Origin of the sequence: Arthrobacter rhombi (assembly GCF_039526245.1) — a bacterium.
Classification (GTDB): Bacteria; Actinomycetota; Actinomycetes; order Actinomycetales; family Micrococcaceae; genus Arthrobacter_H; species Arthrobacter_H rhombi.
This window is the reverse complement of the sequence record NZ_BAAAIV010000005.1, coordinates 227,572-242,966: the sequence shown is the minus strand read 5'-3', so window position 1 is coordinate 242,966 and position 15,395 is coordinate 227,572. Positions and strand designations below refer to the sequence as shown.

At 69.4% G+C, this 15,395-nt stretch carries 17 protein-coding genes; all 17 read right to left on the bottom strand.

Annotation, left to right across the window (positions count from 1 at the left end; all coding sequences use genetic code 11):
- Positions 1–117: 117 nt before the first annotated feature.
- The 17 genes from ABD088_RS05600 to ABD088_RS05520 all read right to left on the bottom strand — a co-directional run bounded on the left by ABD088_RS05600 (position 118) and on the right by ABD088_RS05520 (position 15,393).
- On the bottom strand, positions 118–621 hold the full coding sequence (locus tag ABD088_RS05600; RefSeq protein ID WP_343900658.1) for a DUF3145 domain-containing protein: 504 nt from the start codon (positions 619–621) through the stop codon (positions 118–120).
- Between the two features lie 155 nt (positions 622–776).
- Positions 777–1,862, bottom strand: a complete 1,086-nt coding sequence (locus tag ABD088_RS05595) for a tyrosine recombinase XerC (RefSeq protein WP_343900657.1) — start codon at positions 1,860–1,862, stop codon at positions 777–779.
- A gap of 65 nt (positions 1,863–1,927) precedes the next feature.
- Positions 1,928–3,160, bottom strand: a complete 1,233-nt coding sequence (dprA, locus tag ABD088_RS05590; protein WP_343900655.1) for a DNA-processing protein DprA — start codon at positions 3,158–3,160, stop codon at positions 1,928–1,930.
- Positions 3,157–4,713, bottom strand: coding sequence for a YifB family Mg chelatase-like AAA ATPase (locus tag ABD088_RS05585; protein WP_343900653.1), 1,557 nt, complete (start codon positions 4,711–4,713; stop codon positions 3,157–3,159). The genes dprA and ABD088_RS05585 overlap by 4 nt, the downstream gene beginning before the upstream one ends.
- Entirely contained in the window at positions 4,710–5,069 is a 360-nt protein-coding gene (locus tag ABD088_RS05580; protein WP_343900652.1) for a YraN family protein, read from the bottom strand. The genes ABD088_RS05585 and ABD088_RS05580 overlap by 4 nt, the downstream gene beginning before the upstream one ends.
- A gap of 150 nt (positions 5,070–5,219) precedes the next feature.
- A complete protein-coding gene (locus tag ABD088_RS05575; RefSeq protein WP_343900651.1) occupies positions 5,220–6,359 on the bottom strand; it encodes a methyltransferase in 1,140 nt (379 codons plus the stop codon).
- A 5-nt stretch (positions 6,360–6,364) separates the two neighbouring features.
- On the bottom strand, positions 6,365–6,691 hold the full coding sequence (locus ABD088_RS05570) for a DUF2469 domain-containing protein (protein WP_343900650.1): 327 nt from the start codon (positions 6,689–6,691) through the stop codon (positions 6,365–6,367).
- The gene (locus ABD088_RS05565; protein ID WP_343900648.1) at positions 6,688–7,470 is read right to left on the bottom strand and encodes a ribonuclease HII; all 783 of its coding nucleotides are present in this window, start codon (positions 7,468–7,470) and stop codon (positions 6,688–6,690) included. The genes ABD088_RS05570 and ABD088_RS05565 overlap by 4 nt, the downstream gene beginning before the upstream one ends.
- 2 nt (positions 7,471–7,472) lie before the next feature.
- On the bottom strand, positions 7,473–8,225 hold the full coding sequence (gene lepB / locus ABD088_RS05560; protein ID WP_343900647.1) for a signal peptidase I: 753 nt from the start codon (positions 8,223–8,225) through the stop codon (positions 7,473–7,475).
- Complete coding sequence (gene lepB, locus ABD088_RS05555; RefSeq protein WP_343900646.1) at positions 8,222–8,812, bottom strand: signal peptidase I; 591 nt, start codon at positions 8,810–8,812, stop codon at positions 8,222–8,224. Before lepB (ABD088_RS05555) ends, lepB (ABD088_RS05560) begins: the two co-directional genes overlap by 4 nt.
- 121 nt (positions 8,813–8,933) lie before the next feature.
- Entirely contained in the window at positions 8,934–9,290 is a 357-nt protein-coding gene (gene rplS, locus ABD088_RS05550; RefSeq protein ID WP_343900645.1) for a 50S ribosomal protein L19, read from the bottom strand.
- A 243-nt stretch (positions 9,291–9,533) separates the two neighbouring features.
- Positions 9,534–10,379 carry a tRNA (guanosine(37)-N1)-methyltransferase TrmD gene (gene trmD / locus ABD088_RS05545; RefSeq protein ID WP_343900643.1) on the bottom strand — a complete coding sequence of 282 codons (846 nt, stop codon included), beginning with the start codon at positions 10,377–10,379 and terminating at the stop codon, positions 9,534–9,536.
- A 4-nt stretch (positions 10,380–10,383) separates the two neighbouring features.
- On the bottom strand, positions 10,384–10,929 hold the full coding sequence (gene rimM / locus ABD088_RS05540; protein WP_343900642.1) for a ribosome maturation factor RimM: 546 nt from the start codon (positions 10,927–10,929) through the stop codon (positions 10,384–10,386).
- A gap of 134 nt (positions 10,930–11,063) precedes the next feature.
- Positions 11,064–11,306, bottom strand: a complete 243-nt coding sequence (locus ABD088_RS05535; protein WP_343900641.1) for an RNA-binding protein — start codon at positions 11,304–11,306, stop codon at positions 11,064–11,066.
- Positions 11,307–11,308: 2 nt separating this feature from the next.
- Positions 11,309–11,737, bottom strand: a complete 429-nt coding sequence (gene rpsP / locus ABD088_RS05530; protein WP_343900640.1) for a 30S ribosomal protein S16 — start codon at positions 11,735–11,737, stop codon at positions 11,309–11,311.
- Between the two features lie 185 nt (positions 11,738–11,922).
- On the bottom strand, positions 11,923–12,807 hold the full coding sequence (locus tag ABD088_RS05525; protein WP_343900639.1) for a VOC family protein: 885 nt from the start codon (positions 12,805–12,807) through the stop codon (positions 11,923–11,925).
- Between the two features lie 99 nt (positions 12,808–12,906).
- On the bottom strand, positions 12,907–15,393 hold the full coding sequence (locus ABD088_RS05520) for a bifunctional lysylphosphatidylglycerol flippase/synthetase MprF (RefSeq protein WP_343900638.1): 2,487 nt from the start codon (positions 15,391–15,393) through the stop codon (positions 12,907–12,909).
- Positions 15,394–15,395: the final 2 nt, after the last annotated feature.

Here is a 15,395-nt window from a genome sequence, read left to right as displayed (position 1 = left end):
TGGCCATCCACCATGATCGACTGGAGGAGCAGTCAACTAAACGTTTTCTCGTCTAGGTCGGTGTCCGGGAACTGGTCGGACACCGGTTGTCCCGGCAGAGCGGGAAATGGGCTGGTGTCAGCCGACCTGGTGCAGCCAGCGTACGGGTGCGCCCTCGGTGGCGTGGCGGAACGGTTCGAGTTCTTCATCCCACGCTTCCCCGAGAGCCAGGGAAAGCTCGTGGTAGACGGCGGCCGGGTTTCCAGCGCCCTGCTCGTAGGCAAAGCGGATACGGTCTTCACCGACCATGATGTTTCCAGCGGAATCGGTGGTGGCATGGAAGATGCCCAATTCGGGGGTGTGCGACCAACGGCTTCCGTCGACGCCCTGGCTCGGCTCCTCGGTGACCTCGTACCGCAGGTGGGCCCATCCACGCAGCGCAGACGCCAATTGTGCGCCGGTGCCCTGGGGTGCCGACCAGTGGACTTCGGCTCGGTACATTCCGGGCGCGGCAGATTGCGGCGCCCAGTTCAGATCCGTCCGGTCTTCGACCACAGATCCGATGGCCCACTCGATGTGCGGGCACAACGCCGTCGGGGCTGAGTGTACAAAGAGTACGCCCCGGGTCATGGGTACAGACATGCCATCCTCCAGTTCCTGTTGGTACGTCTTCCCCAACGACCACAGTCACATCCGGAGGCCTTCACATGCTGCCTGTGTTCATTCTGCATGATTCCCCCGCGAATCGCCACCTTGACCTGCGCAGATCACCTCGTGTCCGGTCCCCGATGCGTGTTTCAGGCCCTGGGATGTGCCTGCTGGTAGCTGCTGCGGAGCCGGTCCACTGAAACATGGGTGTAAAGCTGGGTCGTGGCCAGGGAACTGTGACCCAGCAATTCCTGCACGGTACGCAGATCTGCCCCGCCATCCAGGAGGTGGGTTGCCGCAGTATGCCGCAGGGCGTGGGGGCCGCGAGCCGCAGTGTCACCGAGTCCGGTCAAGGCCTTGGCGACCATGGATCGCACCTGTCGCTGTCCCATCCGCGCACCGCGCTCCCCCAGAAACAAGGCTGGACCCGAGCCATCGATGGCCAATTGCGACCGGCTACGTCCCAGCCAATTGCCCAGAGCCACGTGCGCAGGCTGGCCGAAGGGAACGGTCCGTTCCTTATCACCCTTACCGAGAACTCGTAGCGTCCGGCGATCGTGGTCGACGTCATCGACGTCGAGGCCAACAAGTTCACCGACGCGGATGCCCGTGGCGTAAAGCATTTCGAGGATCGCCCGATTGCGGTCCGACACCGCCAGCTGTCGAGGGGTCAGCGGCTCCGCGGCCTGCGCGGAATCCTCGCGCTGACCGTTCGGCCGATCCGTGATGCTGTCGGCGCCGTGACTCCGGCCTGACGTTTGGTCCCCTCCTGGCAACAAACTGTCGTCAGTCTCACCAGGGCTGAGTAGCCGTTCCATCTGGGATGCCTGCAGCACGTGGGGAAGTCGTTTGGCATTCTTGGGTGAGCGCAGGCGCAACGACGGATCGGTGGTGATGATTTCTTCCCGCAGCGCCCAGGACATGAAAGTCCGGACGGCTGCGGCGTGCCGGGCCAGCGTCGACGCGGCGCTTCCCCGCCCCTGTTGTTCCCCCAGCCACAGACGGAGCATGGCGAGGTCGATGGTCGACAACCGGTCCACCTGATGCATGGTCACGACATAGTCGAGGAGGGAGGAGACGTCGGCGAGGTAGGCCCGGACCGTGTGCTCGCTGCGCGACCGTTCCAGCGACAGGTAGCGTTCGAAGGCGTCCAGTGCCGAAACCAGGTGGTGCGGCAGCCCCGCGGAGTCCCCGGTCTGGTGCGGGGATTCCCGTGGTCGGGGCGTGGCGGTCATCCCACCAGCTTCCCGCGTCGTTGCCCATCCAGGAAGCTGCCACGCCGTGGATGGATTCGGGGGACTTAGTCGCGCCGCTGCCTTCTCCATCCTGCAGGTCCCTGCTCGGCAAGTCCGCGCGCCTGCAGTCGGCTGAGTCCTCCCAGGACCGCGCCGATGCCCAGACCCGAAACGGTCGCGAGCTTGTCCGGTGGTACGGCCTGCCGAACGGGCAGGGCATCGAGGAGCAGCAGATCCTGGATGTCCAGACCATCGTGGTCGCGTCGGGCTCCGGCATCCTTCGAGACTGCCTGCCCTTGCGTTCGCGGGATGATTGCATCGGTGGGGGCACCCCCGATGAGTTCCAGCGCTTCGGCGGCGTCGGTGACTGCAATGGCCGACCCTTCGCGGAACAGCCGGTGACATCCAGCAGAATTCGATGAGAAGACCGACCCGGGGACTGCACCTACTTCCCGGCCGATTTCACTTGCTCGGCGTGCCGTCGTCAGTGCTCCGGAGCGCCACCGTGCCTCCACGACCAGCGTTGCGCCGCACAGTGCTGCCAAGAGCCTGTTGCGTTGGAGAAACCTCCATCGCGTGGGTGCGGTGCCGGGCGGCACCTCCGCCAACAAGAGCCCGGTGGCCTCCACCCGGCGCAATAGGTCATCGTTGCCCGCCGGATAGAAGCGGTCCAATCCCCCGGCCATGATGGCGACGGTCTGGGGGCGGCCCAGGGGAGCTTCGTCATTCAGTGCCGCTTCGTGGGCGCGGGCGTCGATACCGTAGGCGCCGCCGGAGACGATGGTGACTCCGCGCTGGCAGAGGTCTGCGACCAGCTCATAGGTCACGTGCCGCCCATAATCGGTGGCGTCCCGGCTTCCCACCACCGCAAACAGGGATGACAGCGGTGGAAGCTGGTCAATGCCAGCCGATCCGCGCCACCAGAGGCACAGCGGCGCACCGAGCCCGAGATCATCCAGCTGGTGTGGCCAGGCGGGATCCTCCGGAACGAGCAGATCTCCCCCGAATCGGCGGATCGTCGCCACATCGCGCGCGGGCCCGGCCTCGTCCACGCGGGGCCGCCAGCGTTCCAGACCGGCGTCGAGCCGGTGGGCGCCCCGGTTCGCCGCTTCTCCCCCGAGCAGGTCGGCCACCGCTTGCTGCTCGTTCGCCGGCGCCTTGCCGGTCGACTGGGCAATCAGGCGGTAGGCCTCCACCGGGCCAGCGACTGCCACCAAGGCGGTCCCGGTCAAATCATTCGGTTCCATCAGGCGGGACAGTCCGGCGCGTGCCCACTGGATGTCGGGATCGGTGCTCACGTGATGGCTCCTTGGGCGTGATGGCGCAGTTGCAGGGCAACGTCGATGTCGGCTGGTTGGGGGCATTCCTGGCCCGCGAGGTCACTGATCGTCCAGGCGAGCCGAAGGACCCGGTGCAAACCACGGACGGAGAGCAGCCCGCGTTCAAGCTGGCGGTCGGCGGTTCCCGTGGTCCGGGTGGGCAGTGCCAGGTCGTGACGCAGTACGGTGCCGGGGAGGTCGGCGTTGCGGGTGATCCCCAGGGGTTTCAGCCGTGCGCGTTGCGCCCGGCGCGCCTCGGCGACCCGCAGGGCAACCGTCGCCGTCGTCTCCTCTCCCCGTCCGGCGCCCCAGTGCGTGACGTTGACGCGTGGCACCTCAATTTGCAGGTCGATCCGGTCCAGGAAGGGCCCGGAGAGCCGGTCGAAGTAGCGGCGTCGTTGCATCGGTGTGCAGCGGCAGTCGATGGCCTTGCCGGACGACAGGCCGCACGGGCAGGGGTTGGCGGCGAGCACGAGTTGGAAGCGGGCCGGGTAGGTGGCGGTCCCGGCGGAGCGGTGCAGGGTGATCTCACCCGACTCCAGGGGTTGGCGCAGCCCGTCCAGTGCCTGGGAGTTGAACTCGGGCGCCTCGTCCAGGAAGAGGACGCCGCGGTGCGCCCGGGAGGCGGCACCGGGCCGTGGAAGACCCGCCCCACCGCCGATGAGCGCAACCATGCTGGCGCTGTGGTGTGGGCTCTCATAGGGTGGGCGGCGCAGCAGCCGATCCAGTCCGGTGGTGCCGCGCTGCAGGGAGTGGATGGCGGTGGCTTCCATGGCTTCTGCGTCGTCGAGATCCGGGAGCAATCCGGGAAGCCGCTCGGCAAGCATGGTCTTGCCAGCGCCGGGAGGTCCGACAAGCAACAGGTGATGTCCTCCGGCAGCGGCAACCTCGACCGCGAATCGGGCCAGTGGCTGGCCCACCACCTCCGACAGGTCTGGCACGTCCGCGGTGCCCCGTGCCTTCTCGGCGGCGAGTACCGGCCGGCTACGCCGGGGAACTGCAGGCCGCACAGGGACGACAGCTTCGGCGGCACCGTAGGCGGCCATCACCTCGGCCAGATGCCGGTAGGCGGTGATATGGGCACCCGGAACCAGGCGGGCTTCGGCTTCGTTCCCGACGGCCACGACGATGTCGGGCCGGCCGGCGCGGACCGCGGCCATGACGGCAGGCAGCACGCCGGGCACCGGCCGCAGCGACCCGTCCAGGCCCAGTTCGGCGATGTAGACGACCCCCGGCGGGTTGTCGATGATCCCGGAGGCCGCGGCGGCCGCCACCACGATGGCCAGGTCGAAGGAGGACCCCCGTTTGGGCAACGACGCAGGGATGAGGTTCACGGTGATCCGGCGTGGACTGAGGGGGACGCCGGCGTTGCGCGTGGCCGAGCGGATGCGATCCCGTGCCTCGATCAGCGAGGCGTCGGGCAATCCCAACAGCAGGAACGAGGGCAATCCTCCACCGATGTCTGCCTCGACCTCGATCATGTGCCCGTTCAGGCCCACCAGCGAGACGCCGGCGGACCGTCCCAGGCTCACGGGACCACCGCCTGGAAGTAGTCGAACTCGGGTTCCCGCCCGGGAACTGCCAGGATGCTGACCACGTCGACCCGGCGGGTGCGGTGGTTGGCCTGGTTCTCCCGGCACCAGGCGCTGGCCAGCCGGTGAAGGCGCAGCAGTTTCCGCGGATCCACCGCCTCGGCCGGATACCCGAACCCGAGTCCCGACCGGGTTTTGACCTCGACGGCGACAATGGTCCCCCGGTCGTCGGCAACGATGTCGATTTCCCCGGTCCTGCACCGCCAGTTCCGTGCCAGGACCTGCATGCCGCGGCGCCCGAGGTACTCGGCCGCCAGCGTCTCGCCGCGTCGGCCCAATTCCTGATTGTGGTTCATCTGCCACCTCCACCCCCAGCTTCGGTGGGTATCCCGAAAACCGGGCCGTGCTACTCCCCGCCTGTGGACGGACGGCGTGTTCGGGGCACCTGTGGAGGGCAGACCCGGGCAGCCGGCGCGGAGTCCCGGGCACGGCGCGGGTGTCGCCTGCTATGCGGCGGCGAGCCGCCAAAGGGAGGTGACCTCGGCGGAGCGGGCCGCGTGGAACGGGTCCCCGGCATCGGCGGATCGGCGGTGGGTGGGCCGGGTGTCCAGCCGGTCCAGCACCCGCAATCCGGAGGCCTCGATCCAGCCCAGCAGTTCGGCGCGGCTGCGCAGGCCCAGATGTTCTGCCAGATCGGAGATGACCAGCCAGCCCTCGCCCCCCGGCTCGAGGTGGCCGGCGAGTCCGGCGAGGAAGGCACGGAGCATCCGCGATTTCGGGTCGTAGACCGCCTGGTCCAGCAGCGTGGTGGCGCTACCGGGCAGCCACGGGGGGTTGCAGACGATCAGGCCCGCACGTCCGGCAGGGAACATGTCGGTGACCGCGAGCTCCACCGGCTGCTCCAGTCCCAACCGCTCCAGGTTGTCTGCGGCGCAGGCGATCGCACGGCCCGAGAGGTCGGTGGCCACGATCCGGGCCATCCCGCGCCGGGCGAGGATCGCGGCCAGCACCCCGGTCCCGGTACCCAGGTCGAAGGCGGTGGAGGTGTCCGGCAGGGGGGCCTCGGCGACCAGGTCCAGGTACTCGCCGCGCACCGGGGCGAACGTGCCGTAGTGCGGGTGGATCGTGGCGTCCAGTGCGGGGACGAACACCCCGCGCTCGCGCCACTGCTCGGCGCCCAACACCCCCAGCAGATCCTGCAACGGGACCACCGAGGCCCCCTGGACGTCTCCGTGGGCGTGCCTCCACGCGGTGGCGATGTCGGGGGCACGGCGCAGGTCGACCGCCGGGCCGGGAACCAGCGGAACCAGCAGGGAGGCCAGGATCCGCGAACGGTGGGCGCGGCCCTGGCGCACGCGATAGAAATCGGCGGCCACCTCGGCAGGCGACGCGGCAGACCGCACCCCGGACGGCGGGGCGGGCGCGGGGATCCGCCGACCCAGGGCCGAAAGCAGCTGGCGGGCGTTGTGGTAGTCGCCGGACCAGAGCATTGCCGTGCCGCCGGTGGCCAGCCGGTAGGCCTCCTGGGAGGTCAGCGTGTCGTCGACGACCACGCACCGCGCCGGGGGCTTGCCGGATCCGCACCAGCGCGCATTGCCAGGCAACGCCGGATGGCCGGGCAGCGCCGTCGTGCCCTCGGGCTCCATGGGACCTAGTTCCCCAGCCCGGCGTCCTTGGGCAGCGTCAGTTCGTCGGATTTGGCCAGCTCCTCGACGTTGACGTCCTTGAACGTGATGATCCTGACGTTCTTCACGAAGCGGGCCGAACGGTAGACGTCCCACACCCAGGCGTCCTTCAACGTCACGTCGAAGTAGACCTCGCCATCGGCCGAGCGGACCTGCAGGTCCACGTCGTTGGCCAGGTAGAAGCGCCGTTCGGTCTCCACGACGTAGCTGAAGAGGGAGACGACGTCGCGGTATTCACGGTAGAGCTGCAGCTCCATGTCCGTCTCGTAGTTCTCGAGATCGTCGGCACTCATGGTTCCTGCCTTTCGCGCGGGGCCGGCGCCGCGCCGGTCAGCCGCCAGCTGTGGCGGTGGTGGGCGGTGGCTCCGTGGTCGGTGATGGCCTGGCGGTGGGCCGCGGTGCCGTAGCCCTTGTTGACCGCCCAGCCATAACGGGGTTCCAGTTCATCATAGGTGGCCATCAGCGCGTCGCGTTCCACCTTGGCCAGCACGGAGGCCGCGGCGACGGACAGGCAGGTCAGGTCGCCCTTGATCCGGGTGGTGACCCGGGCCCCCGCAGCGTCGAAGGGGTACGACGGCGATGCGGGGCCCGCGAACAGATCCTCCTGGGTGGGGGCGGAGAGCCAGTCCAGGTTCCCGTCCAGCAGCACTGCATGCGGTGCCGCGGTGGCAGCCGCCGCCTGCCAGGCCCGGTTGCCGGCCAGCCGCAGGGCGGTGACCAGGCCGTGCTCGTCGATTTCCGCGGCGGTGGCGTGCCCGACCCCCCAGGCGGCGGCCCAGTGGCGGATCACCGGGACCAGGGCCTCGCGGACCGCGGGTTTGAGCAGTTTGGAATCGCGCACCTCGGGCAGCAGTTCGGCGGCGGAGGGGTCGATGACGACCAGGCCCACCGAGACCGGCCCGGCCAGGGCGCCGCGGCCGACCTCGTCGCAGCCGGCGATGAGCCAGGGGCCGCCCTCCCCCAGCATGCCGGCCAGCTGGCGTTCGGCGTCCAGCGTCGGGGCGGTGCCACCGGCGCTGCGGGTGCTCCCGGCGCTGCGGGTGGCGGCGGTGGCGGTCGTGCGGGCGGGCATGGCTACTTTCCGGTGCCGGCCGGGACGTCGGCGAAGACCTCGTGGTCCCCGGAGACGGTGCCGAAGCGATCCAGCGGCCAGGCACGCAGCACGGCCTTGCCCTCCACCGAATCCATGTCGACGAAGCCGCCCTGGATGTCCTGGTGGAAGCGCGAATCGGCCGAGGCGTTGCGGTGGTCGCCCATGACCCAGATCTTGCCGGCGGGGACGGTGACCTTGAAGGCCTCGTCGGAGGGGGCGGCACCCGGGTAGAGGTAGGGCTCGGTGATGGAGACGCCGTTGACCTTCAGGTGGCCGTCGGCGTCGCAGCACTCCACGGTGTCCCCGGGCATGCCGATCAGCCGCTTGACCAGGTGCTGGTCGGAGGTGTCCGGGACCAGGCCCACGAACGTGAGCGCCTCGGTCAGCGGGTTGGTGGGCGCCGGGGCGGTGTCGCCGAGCCAGCCGAGGTCATCGCTGAAGACCACGACGTCGCCGCGGTGCAGGTCGAACGGGCCCGGCACCATGAGGTTCACGAAGATCCGGTCGTTGATCTCCAACGTCTGCTCCATCGACCCGGAGGGGATGTAGAACGCGCGGAAGAAGAACGTCTTGATGACGAAGGAGAGCACCAGCGCGATGCCGACCACGATGAGGAATTCGCGGACCCAGCCCCAGACGGGGTTCCGGGGTGCGCGCCGGGGGGCATCGCCGTCGTGCCCTGCACCGTCCTGGGCGCCGTCCCCTGCACGATGTTCCGGGTGGTGCTCGCTCACGGGGTTGCCTTTCCGTCGATGGTGCGCGCCGCGTCGGCGGGCCAGATGATGCGTTCGACCCGGCCGATGACACGGTCCACGGGGATCATGCCGCCGCCGGGGGCGCCGAGCAGGGAGCGGGAGTCGGCCGAGACGGACCGGTGGTCGCCCATGACCCAGATCCTGCCTTGGGGCACGACGGCGGTGAACTGCTGTTCGCTGGGCGCGTCCCCGGGGTAGAGATAGGGTTCGGTCACCGGGACGCCGTTGACCAGCACGCGACCCTGCGCGTCACAACAGCTTATGGTGTCCCCGCCGATGCCGACCGCACGTTTGACGAACACCGTGTCGTCGCCGCTGATCCGCAGCGCCCGCAGCACGGCATCCACGGGGTTGGCCGACTGGTAGGGCAGCAGCGAACCGCGGCCATCGAAGACGACGACGTCGCCGCGGTTGATCGCGTGTGCGCGGTAGGCGGTGCGGTTGACCAGCAGGCCCTCGCCGGGCTCCAGCGTGGGCTCCATCGAGTCGGACCCGATGTAGTAGAAGTCCACCAGGGTGGCGCGGACGATGATCGCGGCGACGGCGGCCACCAGCAGGGCGCCCACGACAAGGCGCCAGCCCCGAAAACGGGACCGGCGCCTTCCCGGGCCGCTCGGCGTGGCCTGCGGGCCCGGTTCACTCGTCACGATCGTGGACGGGACGCGGGCGTCCCGGCGCAATCCGGCTCTACTTGTTGCCGAAGTCGCGCTTTTCCTTGATGCGTGCTGCCTTGCCGTGGCGATCGCGCATGTAGTACAGCTTGGCGCGACGCACGTCACCGCGGGAGACGACCTCGACCTTGTCGATGATCGGGGAGTGCACCGGGAAGGTACGCTCCACGCCGACGCCGAAGGTCACCTTGCGGACCGTGAAGGTCTCGGCGACACCGTGGCCCTGGCGGCCCACGACGTAGCCCTGGAAGACCTGGACACGCGAGTTCTTGCCTTCCACGATGTTGACGTGCACCTTGAGGGTGTCGCCGGTGCGGAACGCGGGGATGTCGCTACGCAGCGAGGCCGCGTTGACCGAATCGAGAATATGCATGTGATGCTTCTCCTTGGGCAGCTGCCACAGGTCACCTGCCTTCGACACATTCGCAGCGGCCGCGACACACGGGCCGCGGAAACCGCTGGAATGGAGTGTGGTGAACCGGTCGGACGCTGGTGCGCCGTCCGGCTGTCTGACTGTTGGCGCGCTCCCCCTGTGGCAGGGGCGCACCCAGTAGACGCAAGAACCCATTTTGCCACATGCGCGCGCCGCACGCGTAATCGCCGCTGGCGGAGCGGGCTACTCCCCCGCCGGGTCGGCGGGCTTGTCGATGATGCGCCCGTCCTCGATCATGAAGCCAGCGTGCCAGAGGGCGTCGCGGTCGTGCCGGTTCAGGGTGGCCGGGTCCAGCGCGCGGATCAGATCGGGGCGGCGGGCTGCTGTGCGTTCGAGCTGCCAGAGCCGGCGGGTGCGGGCGATCTTGCCGTGGTTGCCGTTCAGCAGGACCTCGGGGACCTCGCGGCCCTCCCAGCTGGCGGGCTTGGTGTAGACGGGGTATTCGAGCAGCCCGTCGGAGTGCGATTCCTCCACGAGGGATGCGGGGTTGCCCACGACGCCGGGGACCAGGCGGCCGATGGCCTCCACCATGGCCAGGACGGCGACCTCTCCCCCGTTCAGGACGTAGTCGCCGAGGCTGACCGGGCGGACCTCGTAGTGCTCGGCGGCGAAGTCGTAGACCCTCTCGTCGATCCCCTCATACCGCCCGCAGGCGAAGACCAGGTGCTCGCGGGTGGAGAGTTCCTGGGCCATGGCCTGGGTGAAGACCTCGCCGGCCGGTGAGGGAACCAGCAGCAGGGGCCGCGCACCGCCGTCGTGCTCCACGGTGGTGGCAGGGGTGCCGGTACCCGTGGCTGCGGTGGTTCCGGCGATGGAGCCGAGGGCAGCGGCCCACGGTTCGGGCTTCATGACCATGCCGGCGCCGCCGCCGTACGGGGTGTCGTCGACGGTGCGGTGGCGGTCGTGGGTGTGTTCGCGCAGATCGTGGACGCGCACGTCCAGCAGGCCCTCGCGCCGGGCCTTGCCGATCAGCGAGATGTCCAGCGCCTGCAGGTACTCGGGGAAGATGGAGACGACGTCGATGCGCATGCGCTCAGGCCTGCTTGCCCTCGGTGTCGTCCCCGGCGTCGGGGCGGTTGAGCGTGAAGAGCCCGGCGGGCGGGGTGAGCACGATGTGCCCGGCGGCGGTGTCGACCTCGGGGACGATGGCCTCCACGAACGGGACGAGGACCTCCTCGCCGTCGTTGTCCTCGATGACCAGCAGGTCCTGGGCGGCGTTGGTGCGCAGGCCGATGACCTTGCCGACGGTCTCGCCGTCGATGCGTGCCGCGAGACCGACGAGCTCGTGCTCGTACCAGGTGTCGTCCTCGTCCTCCTGCAGACCCTCGGTCTCGACGAAGAGCCGGGCGCCACGCACGGTTTCGGCGGCGTTGCGGTCCGCGACCTCCTCGAAGGCGACGAGCAGGATCTCCTTGTTCCAGCGCGCACCCTCGACGGTAAGGGCCTTCAACGGGCCGGCCTCGACATCGAAGACGGTGCCGGGTTCGAAGCGTGCGTCGGGGGCGTCGGTCATCAACTGGACGGTGACCTCCCCGCGGATGCCGTGGGGCTTGCCGATGCGTGCGACCTGGAGGCGCATGGATACTCCTTGGGGACGGGGACGTTCTACAACGATCCTACGATGGGGTGTTAACGCGTCCGGCCCCGCACCGGTGAGGGTGCGGGGCCGGGGCTGCCATGCCGGAGGGCACGGCGGGGACTCTGCGACCTGGCCTAGCGGTGACGGTCGGTGTCGACGACGTCGACACGGACCGGCTCGCCGTCCGACAGTGCCGCAACCACTGTGCGCAAGGCGCGGGCGGTGCGGCCCTGGCGGCCGATGACGCGACCGAGGTCATCCGGGTGGACCCGGACCTCGAGCGTGTCGCCGCGGCGGGTGGCCTTGCGGTCCACTGCAACGTCCTCCGGGGAGTCGACGATGCCGCGGACCAGGTGGTCGAGAGCCTCAGCGAGCATGGTTACTCGGCCTCGGTGGCTTCTGCCTTCTCGGCGTCGGCTTCCTCAGCGGGGGCCTCTTCGGCCTTGTCGGCCTTCTTGGTGATGGCCTCGGGCAGGATGACCGAGCCGCGGTCGGGGACCACGTAGGCCTCCTTGGCGGCCTTGGTCTTCAAGGTACCTTCCTGGCCCTCGATGCCCTTGTACTTCTGCCAGTCACCCGTGATCTTGAGCAGGGCTGCGACCTGCTCGGTCGGCTGGGCGCCGACGGACAGCCAGTACTGGGCCCGCTCCGACTTGACCTCGATGAACGAGGGCTCCTCGGTGGGGTGGTACTTGCCGATCTCCTCGATGGCACGGCCGTCGCGCTTGGCGCGGGAGTCCATGATGACGATGCGGTAGTACGGGGCGCGCGTCTTGCCGAAGCGCTTGAGTCGAATCTTAACGGCCACTGTAGTGGTCACTCCTGTATCTGATACTGGGCGAATCCGCGGTTCTGCACCCGTGGGGCGGGCCATACTGCGTGGCTTCTGGGGACACGATGCGCACGCGGAGAGAGGGGCCACGTCGATCGAGTACCTGTTCATTATGCCAGATGGGATCGAGCGGCGCGACCCGCGCCGCGCGGACGCCGGCGTCAGCCGACGGCGATGCGCAGGCGGTTGCGCCACGGATCCTCGAAGCGCAGTTCGGATCCATCGTGGTGGTTCTCGATGCCGGCAAAACGCAGGCGGTCTGCCACGGCAGTGACATCGTCGGTTCCGGGGACCCGGATCAGGACCTCACCCAGGCCCAGGGTGTCCTTGCGGGGACCTGCGCCTCGGCTGTTCCAGACGTTCATGGCCATGTGGTGGTGGTAGCCGCCGGCGGAGACGAACAGTGCCTGCCCGTGCATGCTGGCGGTCTCGGCAAACCCCAGGGTATCGACGTAGAAGTCGCGGGCGACGGAGGTATCGCCGACCTGCAGGTGGACGTGGCCGATTTCGGCTGCGGCGGCATCCAGGGAGCCGGTGCGCTGCTCGGTGAGGTGCTTGCGCAGGTAGTCGTTGGGGTTCAGCGCCAGCGAGTCCATTTCGACAGTCGTGCCATGCCAGATCCACTGGTCGCGCGGGCGGTCCCAGTAGAGCTCGATCCCGTTGCCCTCGGGGTCGGTGAAGTAGAACGCCTCGGAGACCAGGTGGTCGGCGCTGCCGGCGAACCGGCTTTCGGGGTGCTGCGCTGCGGTCGCGACAACGGCTGCCAGGGCCGCCTGGTCCTCGAACAGCAGTGCGGTGTGGAACAGGCCTGCTTCGCCGCGGCCCGGGAGGATCAGCCCGTGGCGATCCTCGAGGCGCAGCAGCGGTTCGTTGATGCGGCCCAGCACGACGCCGGTGGAGTCGTCGGAGAGGACGGCCAGCCCCAGCGCGGTGCGGTAGTAATCGGTCATCTTGGCCAGGTCGCCGACCTTCAGGGTCAGCATCCCCATGCCCAATGCGGCGGGCAGGAGGTCGGTGGTGCGGGGGGCCGGGGCGGTGGTGGTCATGGGGTGCTCCTTCGGGCGGATCAGCTGGTTGGCTTCTGCCACCATCATCGCACCTTTTACTTTAAACTTCAACCAAAGCAATCGTGGTGGTGCTGCACCTCACGGTTTGCGTGCCAGCAGCGTCCGGGCCATGGTCCATCCCGTCCCCCACCCCACGTCCCCGACGTAGGCCGTGGTGATGGCCGCGGTGATCGCCGGCAGGCTGGAGGCGTCCGGATACACCATGAACCACGGCACGAACCGGGGAGCGAACTTCTTCTTGAAACCCAGCAGCGACTGGAACCCGTAGACCGGCTCCAGCGTCGCGGCGAGCCAACCGAGGAAACGCTGCTGCGCACCCTGCTCCCCGGTCCCGTCGTCCGGGACGGCCAACGGCGCACCCGAGAGGCTGAGGAAGGAGTACCCCTGGGCCTGCAGCGTCAGCGCAGCGGTGCCGATGAGGAATTCCATCACCGGCCGGAAGCCGTCCTGACGCCGGCGCATGAAATCCAGCGTCCACCCGGTGACCGCCCCGCCGTCGTACACCGGCATCCACGAAGTCACGGCGTGCACCAGCCCCGCGTCGTCGACCGCGAGCAGGATCCGCACGTCGGGATCGTCCACTTCCGTGATGCCGCCCAGGGTGAACCCGAGCTCGGGCAGCCCCTGCTCGACGACCCACTCCTCGGAGATCTCCAGAAGCTGTTCGCGCCACCCCAGGGAGAGCTGTCCATACGACGTCCACACGGCCCGAACCCCCTCCTTTTCCGCACGGTTCAGCGCGGTGCGGACATCCTGGAAACGCTTGCCCCGGAAAGCGAGGTCCCCCAGTTCCAGCACTGTCTCCGTGGCGATGCGCAACCGGCTCCACGACGCGGCCGGCAGCACCGCGGCGACCTCAGCGGTGACGCTGTACAGGCACGGAACCCAGCCATGCTCGGCACAATGCCGCATGAACCCGTCGAGGACCTCCGGCAGGTCCCGGGCGGCCGCGACCGGGCCGGAGGTCGTCAACGCCACACCGGCAATGACGCGGTAGGCCACATAGGACCGTCCGTCCGGGGCGAACCAGTAGCTGTTCCCGGACCAGGTGCCCATCCACGACAGCGTGCCGCCGGATCCGCTGCGCAGGAGCTCGCGCGCGCGGAGCCGGTCGCCCGCCGACTCGCCGGAGCCGTGCCCCAGGAAGGCCCCCAGCAGCCACGCCACGACGGCTGACCAGAAGATGATGCCCAGCCCCTCGAACAGGATCGTGGTTCCGACGTCAACGGGGACGAATTCCGGGCCCAGGTGCAGTGCGTAGACCATGGGCAGGAAGCGTTCGGGCAGGTTCTCCAGAAGATCACCCAGGGACGGCTCCGGGGTGAAACCCGACCGCCACCACCAGCCCAGGACCAGGTAGATCCCCGACAGGGCTGCGCCCAGCAGGACAACCCTCCGCAGCAGCCGGGGCCCGGTGCCGCCTGCGGTCCGCAGCCGGAAGAGTTTGCGTTGGCCCACCAGGACGGCGAAGACGCCCAGGGGCACCAGCAGCGGGAGGATCAGGGCCTTGGCCTGCGCGTAGTCGGTGAAGTCGTAGGTTCCCAGCCCCTCCATCAGACCCGTCCGCGGGAAGCGCGAGGGCAGGACGATGCCCAGCAGATACACCAGGGTCAACGCCGCCAGGGCACCCTGGGCGACCACTGCTCCCCACCAGGCCATGCGCAGGCCCCGGCGCAGCCCATCGGCCATCACTGCCAACAGGATCGAGGGCAGGATGGCGGTGAAGACCGCGCCCAGCCCAGCCCGGTGCTGCAGCTGGGCCGCGGCGCACTGGCTGATGCGTGCCGGCTCCGCGCACAGCTGCGCCAGGGAGGAGGGATCCGCGGGAGCCCAGTCGGTGCCCAGATAGCGCAGCACGGCCAGCGGGCCGACGGCGCCGGGGGCCAGCGCGGCGACCACCGGCCCGAGAGCCGCAGCGAGCAGGACCATGGCCACCAGGACCCTGCGCTCGTGAAGCGTTGCCGGACCCACCGGCCGGCCCGGTCGGCGCCCCAGCAACAGGGGGCCGATGAACAGTCCGGCCATCACGGCCGCCAGGCGCAGGGCGTCGGACAGTGTTCCCGCATACAGTGCGCCCACGACCACGATGGCCACCAAGGCGGTGCGGAGCCGGCGCCGCCACATCACCCGCAGCCCCGCGGAGGCCGCCGCAGCAGCACCGCAGGCGATGACGGAAACCACCGCCGCGTGCCCGCCGACCACCAGGTGCTCGCCGGCGGCCCTGCCGGGAGAGATCCAGGCCACGAACCCGGTTCCGGCGGCCAGGGCCACCAGCTGCGTGCCGATCACCGCCAGCATGAACCTCCCGCTCCCCAGCCGTCGCTCCGCCCAACCGCAGGCCACCGCCAGCGCCGCGGCGCCGAGCAACAGCGACGGCAGGTGTGCGGCCGACGGCAGGTAGCCGTGCAGTACGGACGCCCACGCGCCACCCGGCGGCGGTCCCAGCCGTCCAGGGATCGCCGCGCCCAGGTACAGGACCACCAGGCAGACTGCCACGGGGGCGCTGCGCAGCAGTCGTGACCCGCGGCGCTGCCCGCGGGGTGCGCGGCGGTCGGGAACTGCCATCC